At 67.4% G+C, this 15,509-nt stretch carries 17 protein-coding genes and 1 pseudogene; 10 read left to right on the forward strand and 8 right to left on the reverse strand.

The genetic code is table 11. The features are described from left to right. Positions 1-777: an enoyl-CoA hydratase-related protein gene (locus ACNKFW_RS11130; RefSeq protein ID WP_028710828.1), complete on the forward strand. Its 777-nt coding sequence runs from the start codon at positions 1-3 to the stop codon at positions 775-777. A 269-nt stretch (positions 778-1,046) separates the two neighbouring features. On the opposite strand, the gene tnpB is transcribed toward ACNKFW_RS11130, so the two are convergent. The 3 genes and pseudogenes from tnpB to ACNKFW_RS11145 all read right to left on the reverse strand — a co-directional run bounded on the left by tnpB (position 1,047) and on the right by ACNKFW_RS11145 (position 2,597). Next, entirely contained in the window at positions 1,047-1,277 is a 231-nt protein-coding gene (gene tnpB, locus ACNKFW_RS11135; protein ID WP_231486886.1) for a transposase, read from the reverse strand. 110 nt (positions 1,278-1,387) lie between these two features. Then, a pseudogene (locus tag ACNKFW_RS11140) lies at positions 1,388-1,732 on the reverse strand (transposase); the annotation flags it as partial. A gap of 82 nt (positions 1,733-1,814) precedes the next feature. Further along, positions 1,815-2,597 (reverse strand): 3-hydroxybutyrate dehydrogenase, encoded by a 783-nt coding sequence (locus tag ACNKFW_RS11145; protein ID WP_024845465.1) that lies wholly within the window; start codon positions 2,595-2,597, stop codon positions 1,815-1,817. Between the two features lie 396 nt (positions 2,598-2,993). Between ACNKFW_RS11145 and ACNKFW_RS11150 the strand changes: the two genes are divergently transcribed. Genes ACNKFW_RS11150 through ACNKFW_RS11160 form a run of 3 tightly spaced genes read left to right on the forward strand, consistent with a single transcriptional unit; the run spans position 2,994 to position 5,319 of the window. Next, positions 2,994-4,850 carry an extracellular solute-binding protein gene (locus ACNKFW_RS11150; protein WP_147428679.1) on the forward strand — a complete coding sequence of 619 codons (1,857 nt, stop codon included), beginning with the start codon at positions 2,994-2,996 and terminating at the stop codon, positions 4,848-4,850. After that, a complete protein-coding gene (locus tag ACNKFW_RS11155; protein WP_256233525.1) occupies positions 4,847-4,981 on the forward strand; it encodes a hypothetical protein in 135 nt (44 codons plus the stop codon). The genes ACNKFW_RS11150 and ACNKFW_RS11155 overlap by 4 nt, the downstream gene beginning before the upstream one ends. Further along, complete coding sequence (locus ACNKFW_RS11160) at positions 4,981-5,319, forward strand: hypothetical protein (protein WP_147428678.1); 339 nt, start codon at positions 4,981-4,983, stop codon at positions 5,317-5,319. Before ACNKFW_RS11155 ends, ACNKFW_RS11160 begins: the two co-directional genes overlap by 1 nt. Before the next feature lie 111 nt (positions 5,320-5,430). Here the strand turns inward: ACNKFW_RS11160 and ade are convergent, their stop codons facing one another. Then, a complete protein-coding gene (gene ade, locus ACNKFW_RS11165) occupies positions 5,431-7,206 on the reverse strand; it encodes an adenine deaminase (RefSeq protein ID WP_024845462.1) in 1,776 nt (591 codons plus the stop codon). A gap of 63 nt (positions 7,207-7,269) precedes the next feature. On the opposite strand from ade, the gene recO reads away from it, so the two are divergent. After that, a complete protein-coding gene (recO, locus tag ACNKFW_RS11170; protein ID WP_024845461.1) occupies positions 7,270-7,998 on the forward strand; it encodes a DNA repair protein RecO in 729 nt (242 codons plus the stop codon). Here the strand turns inward: recO and ACNKFW_RS11175 are convergent. The 3 genes from ACNKFW_RS11175 to ACNKFW_RS11185 all read right to left on the reverse strand — a co-directional run bounded on the left by ACNKFW_RS11175 (position 7,967) and on the right by ACNKFW_RS11185 (position 10,528). After that, positions 7,967-8,350 (reverse strand): META domain-containing protein, encoded by a 384-nt coding sequence (locus ACNKFW_RS11175; RefSeq protein ID WP_024845460.1) that lies wholly within the window; start codon positions 8,348-8,350, stop codon positions 7,967-7,969. The two genes, recO and ACNKFW_RS11175, sit on opposite strands and share 32 nt — an antisense overlap. A gap of 25 nt (positions 8,351-8,375) precedes the next feature. Next, positions 8,376-8,795, reverse strand: coding sequence for an META domain-containing protein (locus ACNKFW_RS11180; protein ID WP_147428676.1), 420 nt, complete (start codon positions 8,793-8,795; stop codon positions 8,376-8,378). Between the two features lie 77 nt (positions 8,796-8,872). Then, positions 8,873-10,528, reverse strand: a complete 1,656-nt coding sequence (locus ACNKFW_RS11185) for an acyl-CoA dehydrogenase family protein (RefSeq protein ID WP_147428674.1) — start codon at positions 10,526-10,528, stop codon at positions 8,873-8,875. 155 nt (positions 10,529-10,683) lie between these two features. Between ACNKFW_RS11185 and ACNKFW_RS11190 the strand changes: the two genes are divergently transcribed. The 5 genes from ACNKFW_RS11190 to ACNKFW_RS11210 are packed head-to-tail and all read left to right on the forward strand — an operon-like array spanning position 10,684 to position 14,992. After that, a complete protein-coding gene (locus ACNKFW_RS11190; protein ID WP_333483878.1) occupies positions 10,684-11,457 on the forward strand; it encodes a sulfite exporter TauE/SafE family protein in 774 nt (257 codons plus the stop codon). Positions 11,458-11,485: 28 nt separating this feature from the next. Next, positions 11,486-12,634 carry a succinyl-diaminopimelate desuccinylase gene (dapE, locus tag ACNKFW_RS11195; protein WP_147428672.1) on the forward strand — a complete coding sequence of 383 codons (1,149 nt, stop codon included), beginning with the start codon at positions 11,486-11,488 and terminating at the stop codon, positions 12,632-12,634. Further along, positions 12,631-13,047 (forward strand): GNAT family N-acetyltransferase, encoded by a 417-nt coding sequence (locus tag ACNKFW_RS11200; protein WP_147428670.1) that lies wholly within the window; start codon positions 12,631-12,633, stop codon positions 13,045-13,047. Before dapE ends, ACNKFW_RS11200 begins: the two co-directional genes overlap by 4 nt. After that, positions 13,047-13,562 (forward strand): hypothetical protein, encoded by a 516-nt coding sequence (locus ACNKFW_RS11205; RefSeq protein ID WP_028709970.1) that lies wholly within the window; start codon positions 13,047-13,049, stop codon positions 13,560-13,562. The genes ACNKFW_RS11200 and ACNKFW_RS11205 overlap by 1 nt, the downstream gene beginning before the upstream one ends. A 50-nt stretch (positions 13,563-13,612) precedes the next feature. Then, positions 13,613-14,992 (forward strand): glutamate--cysteine ligase, encoded by a 1,380-nt coding sequence (locus tag ACNKFW_RS11210; protein ID WP_024843638.1) that lies wholly within the window; start codon positions 13,613-13,615, stop codon positions 14,990-14,992. A gap of 33 nt (positions 14,993-15,025) precedes the next feature. On the opposite strand, the gene ACNKFW_RS11215 is transcribed toward ACNKFW_RS11210, so the two are convergent. After that, positions 15,026-15,469, reverse strand: a complete 444-nt coding sequence (locus ACNKFW_RS11215; protein ID WP_024843639.1) for a DUF2852 domain-containing protein — start codon at positions 15,467-15,469, stop codon at positions 15,026-15,028. Between the last annotated feature and the right edge of the window lie 40 nt (positions 15,470-15,509).

Consider the following 15,509-nt stretch of genomic DNA (forward strand, 5'->3'; position numbering starts at 1 on the left):
ATGACCTATGAAAACATCCTTGTCTCGGCCCAAGACGCCGTCGGCATCATCACGTTGCACCGCCCCGAGGCGCTGAACGCATTGAACCGGCAGCTGACAGCGGAACTGTCGCAGGCCGCAGCCGCATTCGACGCGGATCCCGACATTGGCGCAATCGTCGTCACCGGATGCGAGCGCGCCTTTGCCGCCGGCGCGGACATCAAGGAAATCAAGGACAAGACCTTCGCCGAGGTCTACGAGGAACAGCTGATCACCGCGACCTGGGAGGGCATCAGCCGGGTGCGCAAGCCGGTCATCGCGGCCGTTTCCGGCCATGCGATTGGCGGCGGTTGTGAGATTGCACTGATGTGCGACATCATCATCGCGTCCGAGACCGCCCGGTTCGCGCTGCCGGAGACCGGCATCGGCATCATTCCCGGCGCCGGAGGCACGCAGCGGCTGACCCGGCAGGTCGGCAAAGCCGCCGCCATGGACATGATCCTGACCGGCCGCGCAATCGACGCTGCCGAAGCCCTGACCATGGGCCTTGTCAGCCGCGTCGTCCCCGCCGGCACGGAGATCAAGGAGGCGCTTGCAATCGCCGCCCGTCTGGCAACCCTATCGCGCCCGGTGCTGCAACTGGCCAAGGAGGCCGTGAACAAGGCTTACGAAACCCACCTGCAAGAGGGCCTCTATGTCGAGCGCCGGCTGCTTTACGCGACCTTCGCACTTGATGATCGCCGCGAAGGAATGAACGCCTTTGCCGAAAAACGAAGACCCACGTTTCATAACCGTTGAGCCGCGCCAAAGCTTCGGGCCACCCGCACCGTCCGCATGGCAGCGGGGCCAGGCTTTCGGCTAATCCGCGGAAGGAGAATCAGGGCCGTTGCCGGTTCTGCCGCCGATTTCTTGTCGGCAAGACTGCCAGAAAACTGTTTCGGCATGCCGTGTCCGAGGTCTGGCTGCCAATCGGCGTCCGAAAGGGGCTCTGGCGATATGGTGAACAGGCCCATGGCAGCGTAGCTTTCCAGCTCGCATAGCCGACGCGGACCTGCGTTTCGAGGGCGTCAGGCTCGGGGTTTGATGCGCCAGCCGCCGTTGCCGGTTTCGATGATGTTGCAATGCTGGATGAGACGATCGCACCGTGCGGTGAAACGCGCATCCTCCAGCCGGGTGCAGGCCATCAACGGACTCGTGCCGTCCCAGTAAAACAGTTTCAGCCTGTCCGACCGGCGGGCCCGGGACACGAACACCCTGCCCGTGAATGGATCCCTGCGCAGCATCGATGACACCGGCACAGCCAAACACCCTTCCTCCCCTTGCGAAAGTCGATGGGCCTGGTCGCGCCCATGATCCGCAGCCGGCAGGACGGGAATGTCATGAACTGGTAGCCCATGCGCGCACAAGGGCGGCGCAACCTCGCGGTGTTCAGCAGACGGTCGCGGTTCTTGGCAAAGACCGTCGGAACCCATACGGCTTCTTCAATGCCGGGCCCGACGAACCAGCGAAACAGCCGGTCATACTGCATCTGCTCCATCAGCTACCGCTCGGACCGGACCGAGAACGGGATCTGGAGAAGGCTGGCGCGGATCAAGCACTCCGGCGCGATCGAGGGGCGACCAAAGTCGATGTAGAGCCGGTCGAATTCAGCGCCAAGGCTGGCCGGCGCTTGGTTGACCACCTGCCGGATCTTGCGCAGCGGATGACGCGGCGGGATCCGGTCCTCAAGGTCGATGTAGCCGAACAGCGCCAGGCATCATCACCCCCGCATCGCTGTGCTAACGGTGAATCCTGCTCCAGAACCCGCGCCGAGCCATGACTAAAGCAGCGGCCCGTCAAAGCGCCGTCCACCCCCCATCGACGGAGATCGTCGTCCCGGTGATCTGATCCGCCGCCGGCGAGCACAGGAAGACCGCGGTGCCGCCCATCTGCTCGACCGTGGCGAATTGCCCCGAAGGCTGGCGATGCAGCATGACCTTGGCGATCACGTCCTCGCGGCTCAGGTTGTGGGTCTTCATCTGGTCGGGGATCTGCTTTTCCACGATGGGCGTCAGCACATAGCCGGGGCAGATGGCGTTGCAGGTGATCGGCTCCTTCGCGGTCTCCAGCGCCGTCACCTTGGTCAGGCCGACGATGCCGTGCTTGGCGGCGACATAGGCCGATTTGTATTCGCTGGCCGTCAGCCCGTGCGCCGAGGCGATGTTGACCACCCGACCCCAGCCGGCCTGGCGCATCAGCGGCAGCGCCGCTGCCGTGGTGTGGAAGGCGGAACTCAGGTTGATGGCGATGATCGCGTCCCATTTCTCGGCCGGGAAATCCGGGATCGGCGCGACATGCTGGATGCCGGCGTTGTTCACCAGGATGTCGCAGGCGCCGGCCCTTTCGATCAGGGCACGGCACTCGGCGCCCTTGGACATGTCGGCCTGGATGTAACGGACCTTGACGCCATGCTCGGCGGCCAGGCTTTCGGCCAGGGCGTGATCCTCGGGCGCGTCGGTAAAGCTGTTCAGCACCAGATCCGCCCCGGCCCGCGCCAGCTCATGCGCGATGCCAAGCCCGATCCCGGAGTTCGAGCCCGTCACCACCGCCGTCTTGCCGCCAAGGAATTTCTGGAACATCGCTGCCTCCACGCCTGCGTTGCTGTTGCCGCCGCAGCATGGGGAAAAAGCCCGCACCGCACAAGGTCGGAGACCGGTGGTCCGGCAAGGCGCGGGGCCGCCCGCAACCAGCCGGCAAAGGGCGCTTTCGATCACATTTTTGCGCGCCTGATTCATCCGCCAGAAACGCGCCCCGAAAGCCGCGGCGTGATCGCGGAATCCCCAAGAAAAAAGCGCCCGCACGAGGCGGGCGCAAGTCATGAGGCAGGTTTCATACAGGCAAGAAACCTATCGAGCAGTGCCTTATCTATACGCTTTTCGCCCCATGAGTCCAAGGCGTAAGTTTGCTTCAAGGTGAACGGACGGTTAATCTGCGCCGAGGCAGGACCAACGACCCGGAAAACAGGGCCATCGAGCATGCGATTCTTCAAGTTTGCTAACGAATCCGCGATCTGGCGGCGAATCGCCCTGTGCCTGTGTGTTGCATCCATGCCGCTGGCAAGCCTTGCCGAGCCCCGGCATGCCATTGCAATGTATGGAGAACCTGCGCTGCCGGCGGGCTTCACCCACCTGCCCTATGCCAACCCGCAAGCGCCCAAGGGCGGCACGATTCGCCTGGCCGAGACGGGCACCTTCGATTCGCTCAACCCCTGGATCCTGATGGGCAACCCGGTCTGGCCGATCTTCACCCAGCCGGGTCTGGTGGCCGAGTCGCTGATGATGCGCTCGATCGACGAGCCCTTCACGCTCTACGGCCTGCTGGCCGAAAGCGTCGAGACCGATGCCGACCGGACATGGGTCGAATTCACCCTGCGCCCCGAGGCGCGCTTCTCGGACGGCACGCCCGTGACCATCGAGGACGTGATGTGGTCCTATGAGGTGCTGGGGACCAAGGGGCATCCGCGCTATACCGCCGTCTGGTCCAAGGTCGAGACCATGGAACAGACCGGCCCGCGCTCGGTCCGCTTCACCTTCAACGCCGCCGACCGCGAGCTTTCCATGCTGATGGGCATGCGGCCGATCCTGAAGAAGGCGCAATGGCAGGGGCGCGATTTCGGCCGGTCCAGCCTGATGGTGCCCATCGGCTCGGGCCCCTATGTCATCGACAAGGTCGATCCGGGCCGCGCCATCACCTTCCGCCGCAACCCGGACTATTGGGGCCGCGACCTGGCGGTCAGCCGCGGGCTGCATAATTTCGACGTGATCCGCTATGACTATTTCGGCGATGCCTCGGCCATGTTCGAGGCGTTCAAGGCCGGCGAGATCGACGTCTGGCGCGAACTGGTCGCCGCACGCTGGGAACGCAATTTCGACTTTCCCGCCATGCGCGAAGGCCGGATGGTGAAATCCGAGATCGCGCATGGCCGCCCCTCGGGGATCATGGGGCTGGTGATGAACACCCGCAACCCGCTGTTCGCCGACTGGCGGGTGCGGCAGGCGATGATCGAGGCCTTCAACTATCGCTTCATCAACATGACGCTGACCGGCGGCAAGGATCCGCGGATCACCAGCTATTTCGCCAATTCCGACCTGGCGATGCAGCCCGGCCCCGCCACCGGGCGCGAGGCCGAACTGCTGGCGCCCTTTGCCGACCAGCTGCCGCCCGGCACCATCGAGGGCTATGCCCTGCCCGAGGGCGGCGAGCGCGCCATCGACCGCAAGGGCATCCGCGCCGCGCTGGACCTGCTGGGCGAGGCCGGCTGGACCGTGCAGGAGGGCGAGCTGCGCGATGCGGAAGGCCGCCCCTTCAGCTTCGAGATCCTGCTGAACCAGTCCGGCAGCGCCATGCGCACCAGCGCCGAGATGCGGCAGATCGTCGACATCTTCGTGCAATCGCTGCGCAACCTGGGCATCCGGCCCACGGTGACGCAGCTCGATGCCGCGCAATATGTCGAGCGGACGAACAATTACCAGTTCGACATGACCTGGTATGAACGCGGGCTGTCGCTGTCGCCCGGCAACGAGCAGCGGCTCTACTGGGGCCGCGAGGGCGTGGCCAAGCCGGGCAGCCGCAACTGGATGGGCATGGACAGCCCCGCCGCCGAGACGATGATCGCCGAGATGGGTCATGCCCGCACGCATGAGGATTTCGTCGCAGCGGTCAGGGCCCTTGACCGAATCTTAACCGCCGGACGCTATGTCATCCCGGTCAGCTATTCACGGATTTCCCGCTTGGCCCATCGTGCCGACCTGGATTATCCTGAAAACACGCCGCTTTACGGTGACTGGCCCGGCTTCATGCCAGAAACCTGGTGGCAGGAGGAAAGAAAATGAAATTCAGTCGGATCGCAGCCATCCTGGCCGTCCTTGCGCTCGCCGCGTGCAATACCGTGGCCGGCGTGGGCGAGGACATCACCGGCGCCTCGCGCCTGGTGCAGGGCGGCCTGGGCGGAGGAGGCTACTGATGAAATGGGTTCACGTCCGCGACAACTGGCCCGCCTTCTTCGAGGCCATCGTCGAGAAATGGCCTGCGGCCGATGAAAGCGACCTCGAGGAGATCGACGGCGACCAGCGCGCCTTCATCGCCTATATCGCCGAGGTGACCGGCCAGGAGGTCGACGAGACCAAGGACGAGATCCGCGAATGGCTGGCGGGCGAGATTCCCGCGGACATCGTCATGGACCCGATCCACGACAATCACTCGATCAAGCTGTCCTCGAAATATGTCGGCGAGGGCGAGGACGAATATGACGACGACGCCCGTTTCGGCGATGACGACGAAGTGCCCGACGACGGCGACTGACGCGAAGGAAACGGGGCGATCCTGCGCCCGGCGCCGCGCCGCCGTGCAGGACCGGGGCGGGCCGGCGATTCCGGGCCGGAGCCCGGGTCGCTCGGCCCTGGCGGCGGACGGCTAGACCAGCAGATCGACCAGTTCGAACCGGGTCACGTCGACGATGCCCAGATCCGAGATGCGCAGTTCGGGGATCACCACCAGCGCCAGCAGCGAATGCTGCATATAGGCGTTGTTGAGCCGGCAGCCGCAATCCTGCATCGCCCTGACGATCCCCTGCGCGGCCTCGGCCACCTCCTCGGCCGGGCGGTCGGACATCAGCCCGGCGATGGGCAGCGCCACGGTCGCCAGTTCTGCACCGTCGCGGAACACGGTGACGCCGCCGCCGATCCGGCCCAGATGGTTCGCCGCCGCCGCCATGCTGTCGCGATCCGTGCCGACGACGATCATGTGATGGCTGTCATGCGCCACGGTCGAGGCCACCGCCATCCGGCCCCGATAGCCGAAGCCCGAGACGAAGCCGTTCACCACGCCGCCCGTCGCCCGGTGGCGTTCGACCAGCGCGATATGGCAGGTCTCGCCCTCGGCCTCGATCACGCCGTCGCGGATCGGCAGATCGGCGGTCAGCGCGCGGGTCGGGGCCTGGTTCTCGACCACGCCGATCACCCGCACCCGCGCGCTGTCGCCCATGGCGCGCAGGGCGAAATCCGCCCCGGCAAGGCTGCGCCCCAGATGCACCGAATTGCGCGCCTCATCGGGCCAGGCGATGCGCGGGCAATCGACCAGCAGCTTGCCGCCTTCGGCGACCAGCCGCCCCTGCGCGATCACCGCCTCGATGGGCAGGCTGCGCAGGTCCGAGGCCAGGATCACGTCCGCCCGCCGCCCCGGCGTGATGCTGCCCAGCTCGCGCTCCAGCCCGAAATGCTGCGCCGCGTTGATCGTCGCCATCTGGATCGCCACCAGCGGGTCGCAGCCGCAGTCGATGGCATGGCGCACCACCCGATTCATGTGCCCGTCATGGACCAGCGTGCCGGAATGGCTGTCATCGGTACACAGGATGAAGAAGCGCGGGTCGAGCCCCTTTTCGGTGATCGCGGTGATCTGGCTTTCCACGTCATACCAGGCCGAGCCCAGCCGCATCATGCAGCCCATGCCCTGGCGCACGCGGGCGATGCCCTGCGCCTCGGTCGTGGTCTCGTGGTCGTCATTGGCGCCGCCGGCGACATAGGCGTGGAAGGGCCGGCCCAGGTCGGGGCTGGCGTAATGCCCACCCACCGTCTTGCCGGCGGCGCGGGTGGCGGCGATCTCGGCCAGCATCTGCCGGTCGCCGGCGGCAACGCCGGGAAAGTTCATCATCTCGCCCAGGCCGACGATGCCCTCCCAGCCCATGGCCTGCGCCACCTCGCCCTCGGTGATCGGCTGGCCGGTGGTTTCCAGACCGGGCGCCGAGGGCGCGCAGCTGGGCATCTGCGTGAACATGCTGATCGGCTGGAGCAGCGATTCGTCGCGCATCAGCCGCACGCCTTCGAGGCCCAGCACATTGGCGATCTCGTGCGGGTCGTGGAAGATGGTCGTGGTGCCATGCGGGATCACTGCGGCGGCAAAGCCCGCGGGCGTCAGCATCCCCGATTCGACATGCATATGCGCGTCGATCAGGCCGGGAACCATGTAGCGGCCCTCGGCCTCGATCACCTGCGTGTCGGGCCCCACGGACGGCCCGGCATCCGGCCCGACATAGGCCACCCGGCCGTCCGCCACGGCCACGTCGATGCCGGGGATCACCTCGCGGCTGTGGACATTGACCCATTGCCCGCCCCGGATGACCAGATCGGCGGGCGCCCGCCCCGCCGCCACCTCGACCAGCCGCGCCTGCGCCTCGATCCACGGTTTCAACATGCCTGCCTCCTTGTCCGTTGCCCCCAGATTGCGGCAGGGTGGCGCGAAAGGAAAGGCGGCGCGATGGAATGGAGCGGCGAGGCCAGCGTGATGGCGCGGCAAAGGCACGGCGAAAGCGCCGCGATCCTGACCGTGCTGACACAAGAGGCGGGGTTGCTGCGCGGGTTGGTGCCGGGCGGGGCCAGCGCCAGGCGGGCCGCCATGCTGCAGCCGGGCAACCGGGTCAGCCTGCGCTGGCGGGCGCGGCTGGAGGATCAGCTGGGCACCTTTGCCGTCGAGCCGGCGCGGGCGCGGCCCGGCCTGCTGGCCGGGGCCGATGCGCTGGCCGGGGTGAACGCCGTCACCGCGCTTCTGACCTTTGCCCTGCCCGAGCGCGACCCCCATCCCCGCCTGGCCGCCGCGACCGAGGCGCTCCTGGACCTGATGGACGCGGGCGGGGACTGGGCCGAGGCCTATCTGCGCTGGGAGATGCGGCTTCTGGACGAGCTGGGCTTCGGGCTGGACCTGACCCGCTGCGCGGTGACGGGATCGCGCGAGGGGCTGGCCTATGTCAGCCCGCGCTCGGGCCGGGCGGTTTCGGCCCAGGCGGCAGGGGATTGGGCACCGCGGCTCTTGCCGCTGCCCGCCATGCTGGGCGGGCGCGGCAATGGCGGGATCGAGGACGCGCTGGCCCTGACCGGGCATTTCCTGCAAGCGCGGCTGGCCGAGAGCCATGCGGGCAAGCCCCTGCCGCCCGCACGCGCCCGGCTGGTCGCCCGGCTTACTGCGCCGCGGCCCGCCAGCGGATCGTGACGTCCGGGCCGGTCATCACCAGTTCCTCGCCCTCGCGCCTGGCCTCGCGCACCGCGCCGAGCGCCTGGAAGAACGCATGTTCGCCGCCTTCTTGCAGGCAGGCGCGGCGCGTCGTGGCCAACGCGCCCAGGTCCAGCGCCGGCAATGTCGCGTTGTTGCGGCCGGTGAACAGGTTGCAGGGCCCCTGCCCCGAGACCGCGCCGTCCTCGGCGATGCGCAGGGTGGGCGTGCCCGAAACCTCGACACCCTCCACCGCGATCAACGTATATTCGCCGGGGATCTGCGCGGCGGCGTCCGGTTCCGCACCACAGGCGGCCAATCCCAGGGACAGCGCCAGCATCAGTTTCCGCATGATTTGCCTCCTTCCGGCTTGGGGATCATTCCTTGCGATAGCCCGGCTCATAGGTCAGGTAGGTCGGCCCCTTGATGGTCAGCACGCCGCCCTCGAAGGTGATGCCATCGGCCGCCGACAGCGCCTGGAAATAGCGCGTCTCAAGCCGGCCGGCCAGCCCGCTGCAGGCCATTTCCGTCGTGGTCAGCGGCCCCAGCGAAAAGGCCGGCGGCTCGGCGTTCTGCTTGGCTGAGTAATGGTTGCAGGGCGCCTGCCCCGAGATCGAGCCATCCGCCTCGATGGTCATGCCGACATTGCGCTGCGGCACGGTGTCGGAACCGATGCCGACCAGCACATAGGGGCCGGTCGGAATGGTCGAGCCCGGCACGTCGGGCGTGGCGGGCTCGCAGGCAGCAAGGCCGAGCGTGGCGGCGAAGGCCACGGAAATCATCGGGATGCGGGTCATGGGCAGCTCCGTTATGTCGCGTTGCTGCCATAATGCCCGAACCGCCCCCGCTGTCCAGCAGGGGCCGGAATTTCATCCTAGTCCAGTAGCCTGCGTGCAATAACCTGGGCCTGGATCTCGGCCGCGCCCTCGAAGATGTTGAGGATGCGTGCATCGCACAGAACGCGGCTGATGGCGTATTCCAGCGCAAAGCCGTTGCCGCCGTGGATCTGCAAGGCATTGTCCGCCGCCGCCCAGGCAACGCGGGCGCCGAGCAGCTTGGCCATCCCGGCCTCGAGGTCGCAGCGCCGGCCGTGGTCCTTTTCCCAGGCGCTGAAATAGGTCAGCTGCCGGGCGATCATGATCTCGACCGCCATCATCGCCAGCTTGTCGGCGACGCGCGGGAATTCAATCAGCGACTTGCCAAACTGCTTGCGGTCGATGGCATAGCGCATGCCGATCTCGGCCGCCGATTGCGCCACGCCCACGGCACGGGCGGCGGTCTGGATGCGCGCCGATTCAAAGGTCTCCATCAACTGCTTGAAACCGCGCCCCGGCTCGCCGCCCAGCAGATTCTCGGCCTTCACCCGGAAACCGTCGAAGCCGAGCTCGTATTCCTTCATGCCGCGATAGCCCAAGACCTCGATCTCGCCGCCGGTCATGCCGGGGGTCGGGAAGGGATCGTCGTCGGTGCCGGGGATCTTCTCGGCCAGGAACATCGACAGCCCGCGCCAATCCGTCGTCTCGGGATCGGTGCGCGCCAGCAGCGTCATGACATGGGTGCGCTGCGCATGGGTGATCCAGGTCTTGTTGCCGGTGACGACCCAATCCTCGCCGTCCCTGACCGCCCGCGTGCGCAGGCTGCCCAGGTCGCTGCCGGTATTCGGCTCGGTAAAGACCGCCGTCGACAGGATCTCGCCCGAGGCGAGCTTCGGCAGCCATTTCGTCTTCTGCTCCTCGGTGCCGCCGCACAGAATCAGCTCGGCCGCGATCTCGCTGCGCGTGCCCAGCGAGCCCACGCCGATATAGCCGCGCGACAGCTCCTCGGTCACGACCACCATCGACGCCTTCGAGAGGCCCAAGCCCCCGAATTCTTCGGGGATGGTCAGGCCAAAGACGCCCAGCTCGGCCAGTTCCTCGATGATCTCCATCGGGATCAACTGGTCTTTCAGGTGCCATTCATGAGCGTTGGGGATCACCCGTTCCTCGGCATAGCGGCGGAACTGGTCGCGGATCATCTCCAGATCCTCGTCGAGCCCGGTGGCGCCAAAGGTGGCGCGGCCCTGGTTGTCCTGCATCAGCCGCGCCAGTTCGGCCCGCGCCGGGGCGGTGTTGCCGCGCATCAGCTGGGCCGCCGCCTGGCCGGGCTGCCAGTCCAGGCCCAGGTCCGAGAGTCGCGCGAACTCGGTCTGGCTCATCGGGATGCCGCCGGCGATCTGGCTCAGGTATTCGCCCAGGCCGATCTGCAGGATCAGCGCCTCGATCCGGCCCAGCTTGCCCGCTTCGGCCAGCCGCCCGGCCCAGCCGGTCAGTTGGCGAATCGATTCGACATAGGTCGCCAGCCAGGACAGCGCATGGGCGGCGTGCTGGTGCTGTTCCAGAAGCGCCGGCTGCGGCTTGCCCGAGGGCGCGACCAGCGTGCGCAAGGCCTCGGTCGCGCGGGATTGCAGGGATTCGAGTTCCGGCAGGGCCTCGCCTGCAAGCGCAAGCAGGGCGGAAGGCGTATCGGCTGGCATCGCGGGCATGTCCTTCATGGCAGACTCCTTTGCGGCGTTGCAGCATGACTAACGGCTTCGCAACCGCAGCGCAACTATCATGCGCAATATTGGCACAATGCGAACTAAAATGTCTCGCTCATTGCGCGCGAACGGCCCTTGCGGCGGGCGGCTCGGCGCAGCAACCTGCGGCCATGTTCGGCCTCGATCCCTTTCATTTCTGGACCGCCATCACGATCACGCTGTTTTCCGGCTTCGTGAAGGGCGCCATCGGCTTTGCCATGCCGATGATCATGCTGGCGGCGCTGGGGTCCTTTCTGCCCGCGCAGCAGGCGGTCGCCGCGGTGATCCTGCCGGTGCTGGTGACGAACATCCGCCAGGCCCTGCGCGGCGGCTGGCGCCCGGCCTGGCAGGCGACGCGGGACTGGCGCTGGCATGTCGGCATGGTGGTGCTGTTCATCCCGGTCAGCGCCTTTTTCGCGACACGGGTGCCGCAATGGCTGATGTATGCGCTGATCGGCTTGCCGATCACGGGTTTCGCGCTGTGGCAGATCCTGGGGCGCAGCCTGGTCCTGCCGGTGCATCACCGCCGCCGCATGGAGATCGCGACCGGCGTGACCGGCGGGCTGATCGGCGGCATTTCCGGCATCTGGGGGCCGCCGCTGCTGGTGCTGCTCTTGTCGCTGCACGTGCCCAAGGCGGAGCAGATGCGGGTGCAGGGGGTGGTGTTCTTCATCGGCGCGGCGGTGCTGACGCTTTCGCATCTGCAATCGGGGCTGCTGAACGCCCGGACCCTGCCGTTTTCGGCGATCCTTGTCGTCCCGGCGCTGGTCGGCATGGGGCTGGGCTATCTGGCGCATGACCGGCTGGACGCGGCGCGGTTCCGGCGCTGGACGCTGATCCTGCTGGCGCTGACCGGCGCCAACCTGCTGCGCCGTGCGCTGGAGCTTGCAGGCCCGGCGGTGTAACCAGAAAGCCAAAAGCGAAAGGCCCGCCATGACCACGATCCCCGATCCCGCCCAACTGACCGCCCGGCTGATCCGCTGCGCCTCGGTCACGCCCGACGAGGGCGGCGCGCTGGTGCTGCTGGCCGATCTGCTGGGCGCGGCGGGCTTCGAATGCCACCGCGTCGACCGCGAGGGGGTGCCGAACCTGTTCGCGCGCTGGGGGGCAAAGGGCGCACGGACCTTCGGCTTCAACGGCCATACCGACGTGGTGCCGCCCGGCGATCCGGTCAGCTGGACGCATCCGCCCTTTTCCGGGCACGAGGCCGAGGGCTGGATCTGGGGCCGCGGCGCCACCGACATGAAATCCGGCGTAGCGGCCTTCGCCGCAGCCGCCATTGGCTTCGTGACCGAGACGCCGCCGCCGGACGGCGCGGTGATCCTGGCCATCACCGGCGACGAGGAGGGGCCGGGCAAGCACGGCACCCGCGCACTGCTCGACTGGATGGCAGCCAATGGCGAGCGGATGGATGTCTGCATCGTCGGCGAGCCCTCGAATCCCGACCGCATGGGCGAGATGATCAAGATCGGCCGCCGCGGCTCGATGACCCTGCAGATCGAGGCGCATGGCATCCAGGGCCATGCCGCCTATCCGCATCGCGCCCGCAACCCGCTGCATGCGCTGCTGCGGCTGCTCTACGAGTTGACCGAGGCGCCGCTGGACGAGGGGACCGAGCATTTCGACCCCTCGGGCCTGCAGGTGACGACGGTGGATTGCGGCAACCCGGCCTCGAACGTGATCCCGGAACAGGCGCGGGCGGTGATCAACATCCGCTTCAACGACGCCCATAGCTCGGAGAGCCTCGACCGGATGATCCGCGCCCGCGCGGCGGCGATCTCGGCCGATACCAAGGTGGATTTCGCCATCTCGACCGACGTGTCGGGCGAAAGCTTCCTGACCCGGCCCGGCCCCTTCGTCGACCTGGTCGCCGGCGTGGTGCGCGAGGAGACGGGACTGACCCCGGTGCTGTCCACCTCGGGCGGTACTTCGGATGCGCGTTTCGTCAAGGATCATTGCCCGGTGCTTGAATTCGGGCTGGTGGGGCATTTCATGCATCAGGTGGACGAGCGCGTGCCGGCCGATCAGGTCCGCCAGCTCGCCCGGATCTATCGCCGCATCCTGGAGCGTTACTTCGCATGATCGAGAAGACCACCGACCTCGACACCTGCCGCGCCATCCGCCGCGCAGTTTTCATCGTCGAGCAGAACGTCCCCGAGGCCGAGGAATGGGACGGCCGCGACGGCGAGGCGATCCACCTGCTGGCGCGGGATGACAGCGGCCGGGCCCTGGGCACCGCCCGCATCCTGGTCCAGGGCGCGACCGGCAAGATCGGCCGCGTCGCGGTGCTGCAATCCGCGCGGGGCACCGGGGTCGGCGCGGCGCTGATCCGCGCGGCGCTTGAGGAATTGCGCGCCATGCCCGGCGTCACCCGCGCCAAGCTGGGCGCCCAGACCCATGCCATCGGCTTTTACGAAAGGCTGGGCTTTGCCGCCTACGGCCCCGAATACGACGATGCCGGCATCCCGCACCGGGACATGGCGCTGGAGCTTTGATGATCCGCCCGGAACTGGCCGAAAAGCTGCGCCCCTGGGCCGAAACCGGCGCCGCGCTGGCCGCGACCGGGTTCGGGCTGTGGGTGTTTTCGCTGGGTGGCTGGATCCTGTGGCCCATCGGCGCGGTCATTGCCGCGGCCTCGGCGCTTTGGGCGCTGGACGCACGGCGGCGGATGCGCTTCCGCCACGACACGCTCGGCCCCGGCATGGTCGAGCTGGACGAGGGCGCGATCCGCTACCTGTCGCCCAACCGGCTGCTGGGCGGCGAGATCGCGCTGCGCGAGCTGGCCGAGATCCGGCTGATGCGACTGAACGGCCGCCGGCACTGGCGGCTGAAAAGCGGCGACGGCCAGGCGCTGCTGATCCCGGTCGATGCGGCGGGGGCCGAGCGGCTGGCCGGCGCCTTCGCCACGCTGCCGGGGATCGAGATGGGGCGCCTCGCCTCGGCCTTGGCGCCGGATGCGCCGACGATCCAGACCGTTTGGACGAGGCCGGTCCGCGCCCGCTTGACTTGAGCCGCCCGCCTTGCCACCTGTGACGGGCAAAGGCAAACGAAAGGCCACCGATGTCCATTCCCCAACAGGGCGGCGGCCCGATCGAGCGTCCCGAACAACTGGTCGAATACATCGCCTCGGGCGAAAAGCCGCGGGAAAGCTGGCGGATCGGCACCGAGCACGAGAAATTCGGCTATCGCCATGCCGACCTGATGCCCCTGCCCTACGAGGCCGCGCCCGGCCAACCCTCGGTCAAGGCCATGCTGGAGGGATTGCAGGCCCGCTTCGGCTGGACCCCGGTGCTGGAGGCCGGCCATATCATCGGGCTGGAACGCGACGGCGCCAATGTCAGCCTGGAGCCGGGCGGACAACTGGAACTGTCCGGCGCGCCGCTGGAGACCATCCACCAGACCTGCGACGAGGTGAACCAGCACCTGGCCGAGGTCAGGGCCGTCGCCGACGATCTGGGTGCAGGCTTCATCGGCCTGGGCGCCGCGCCGGTCTGGACACAGGAGCAGATGCCGATGATGCCCAAGGGGCGCTACCGGCTGATGACCGATTACATGGGCCGGGTCGGCACGCTGGGCACGCAGATGATGTATCGCACCTGCACGGTGCAGGTGAACCTGGACTTCGCCTCGGAAGCCGACATGGTGCAGAAGCTGCGCGTGGCGCTGGCGCTGCAGCCGGTGGCGAATGCGCTTTTCGCCAATTCGCCCTTCCTCGACGGCAAGCCGAACGGCTGGAAAAGCTGGCGCGCGCATATCTGGCAGAACCTCGACGCCGCGCGGACCGGCATGCTGCCCTTTGCCTTCGAGGACGGGTTCGGCTACAAGGCTTGGGTCGATTACGTGCTCGATGTGCCGATGTATTTCGTCTATCGCGACGGCAAATACATCGACGCGCTGGGGCAGAGCTTCCGCGATTTCCTGGCCGGCCGCCTGCCGGCGCTGCCGGGCGAGATCCCGACGCTGTCGGATTGGGCCGACCACCTGACCACGGTTTTCCCCGAGGCGCGGGTCAAGAAATTCATCGAGATGCGCGGCGCCGACGGCGGCCCCTGGCGACGGCTCTGCGCCCTGCCGGCGCTGTGGGTCGGGCTGCTATACGACGCCTCGGCGCTGGATGCGGCTTGGGATCTGGTCAAGGGCTGGGACGCCGAGACGCGCGAATCCTGGCGGCAGGGCGCGGGCCTGCGGGCGCTGGATGCCGAGGTGGACGGCATGAAGATGCGCGATCTGGCACGCGAGGTGCTGGCGATTTCCGAGGCCGGGCTCAAGGCGCGGGCGCGGACCGGCTCGGGCGGGCTGGTCCCGGACGAGACGCATTTCCTGAACACGCTGAAGGAAAGCGTCGAGACCGGCAGGGTGCCGGCCGACGAGCTGCTGGGGAAATACCACGGCGAATGGGCGGGCGACCTGAACCGGATCTATGCCGAATATTCCTATTGAAGCAGGGCCGGGTGATCCCCGGCCCTTTTCGCATCACGCCTGCGGCTCGATCCTTGCAGCCTGCGGCTGATCCGGTTCCTTGCGGCTTTGCATGAACTGGTCGAACTCGGCCTTGTCCTTGGCCTCGCGCAGCTTTTGCAGGAAGTCGAGGAACTCGCGATGCTCGTCCTCCAGCCGCTTCAGCGTTTCCTCGCGATAGGCGTCGAAGGCGGTATTGCCGGTCGGCGCCGCATATCCGCGGCCATGGCTGTGGCCGTGGCGGTGATGATGATGGCGGTGGCGGCAGGAAAACATGCGTTTGCTCCAGATCATGTAACCCAGGATGGCAAGGCCCAAGGGCCAGCAGGCGATGAAGGCCAGGATCATGGCGGCGATCCAGGCGCCCTTTCCGCGTTCGTCCAGCCAGTCCCGGATGCCGGCCAGCACGGCACCGATCCGGTCCAGGACGGAGGGGCGCGGGGCGATGTCAGTGTTCATTGCGGTCCCTTTCCGATGTGAATGTTAATCACATTTACAT

The organism is Paracoccus sp. TD-10 (assembly GCF_048270675.1).
Lineage (GTDB): Bacteria > Pseudomonadota > Alphaproteobacteria > Rhodobacterales > Rhodobacteraceae > Paracoccus > Paracoccus pantotrophus.

Excerpts from the sequence above, each read along its gene's own strand:
- ACNKFW_RS11160 (WP_147428678.1), top strand. The coding sequence starts at position 4,981 with ATGAAATGGGTTCACGTCCGCGACAACTGGCCCGCCTTCTTCGAGGCC.
- ACNKFW_RS11175 (WP_024845460.1), bottom strand. The coding sequence starts at position 8,350 with ATGCGGAAACTGATGCTGGCGCTGTCCCTGGGATTGGCCGCCTGTGGT.
- ade (WP_024845462.1), bottom strand. The coding sequence starts at position 7,206 with ATGTTGAAACCGTGGATCGAGGCGCAGGCGCGGCTGGTCGAGGTGGCG.
- ACNKFW_RS11155 (WP_256233525.1), top strand. The coding sequence starts at position 4,847 with ATGAAATTCAGTCGGATCGCAGCCATCCTGGCCGTCCTTGCGCTCGCC.
- ACNKFW_RS11145 (WP_024845465.1), bottom strand. The coding sequence starts at position 2,597 with ATGTTCCAGAAATTCCTTGGCGGCAAGACGGCGGTGGTGACGGGCTCG.
- ACNKFW_RS11190 (WP_333483878.1), top strand. The coding sequence starts at position 10,684 with ATGTTCGGCCTCGATCCCTTTCATTTCTGGACCGCCATCACGATCACG.
- ACNKFW_RS11200 (WP_147428670.1), top strand. The coding sequence starts at position 12,631 with ATGATCGAGAAGACCACCGACCTCGACACCTGCCGCGCCATCCGCCGC.
- recO (WP_024845461.1), top strand. The coding sequence starts at position 7,270 with ATGGAATGGAGCGGCGAGGCCAGCGTGATGGCGCGGCAAAGGCACGGC.
- ACNKFW_RS11210 (WP_024843638.1), top strand. The coding sequence starts at position 13,613 with ATGTCCATTCCCCAACAGGGCGGCGGCCCGATCGAGCGTCCCGAACAA.
- ACNKFW_RS11180 (WP_147428676.1), bottom strand. The coding sequence starts at position 8,795 with ATGACCCGCATCCCGATGATTTCCGTGGCCTTCGCCGCCACGCTCGGC.
- dapE (WP_147428672.1), top strand. The coding sequence starts at position 11,486 with ATGACCACGATCCCCGATCCCGCCCAACTGACCGCCCGGCTGATCCGC.
- ACNKFW_RS11185 (WP_147428674.1), bottom strand. The coding sequence starts at position 10,528 with ATGAAGGACATGCCCGCGATGCCAGCCGATACGCCTTCCGCCCTGCTT.
- ACNKFW_RS11205 (WP_028709970.1), top strand. The coding sequence starts at position 13,047 with ATGATCCGCCCGGAACTGGCCGAAAAGCTGCGCCCCTGGGCCGAAACC.
- ACNKFW_RS11215 (WP_024843639.1), bottom strand. The coding sequence starts at position 15,469 with ATGAACACTGACATCGCCCCGCGCCCCTCCGTCCTGGACCGGATCGGT.
- ACNKFW_RS11150 (WP_147428679.1), top strand. The coding sequence starts at position 2,994 with ATGCGATTCTTCAAGTTTGCTAACGAATCCGCGATCTGGCGGCGAATC.
- ACNKFW_RS11130 (WP_028710828.1), top strand. The coding sequence starts at position 1 with ATGACCTATGAAAACATCCTTGTCTCGGCCCAAGACGCCGTCGGCATC.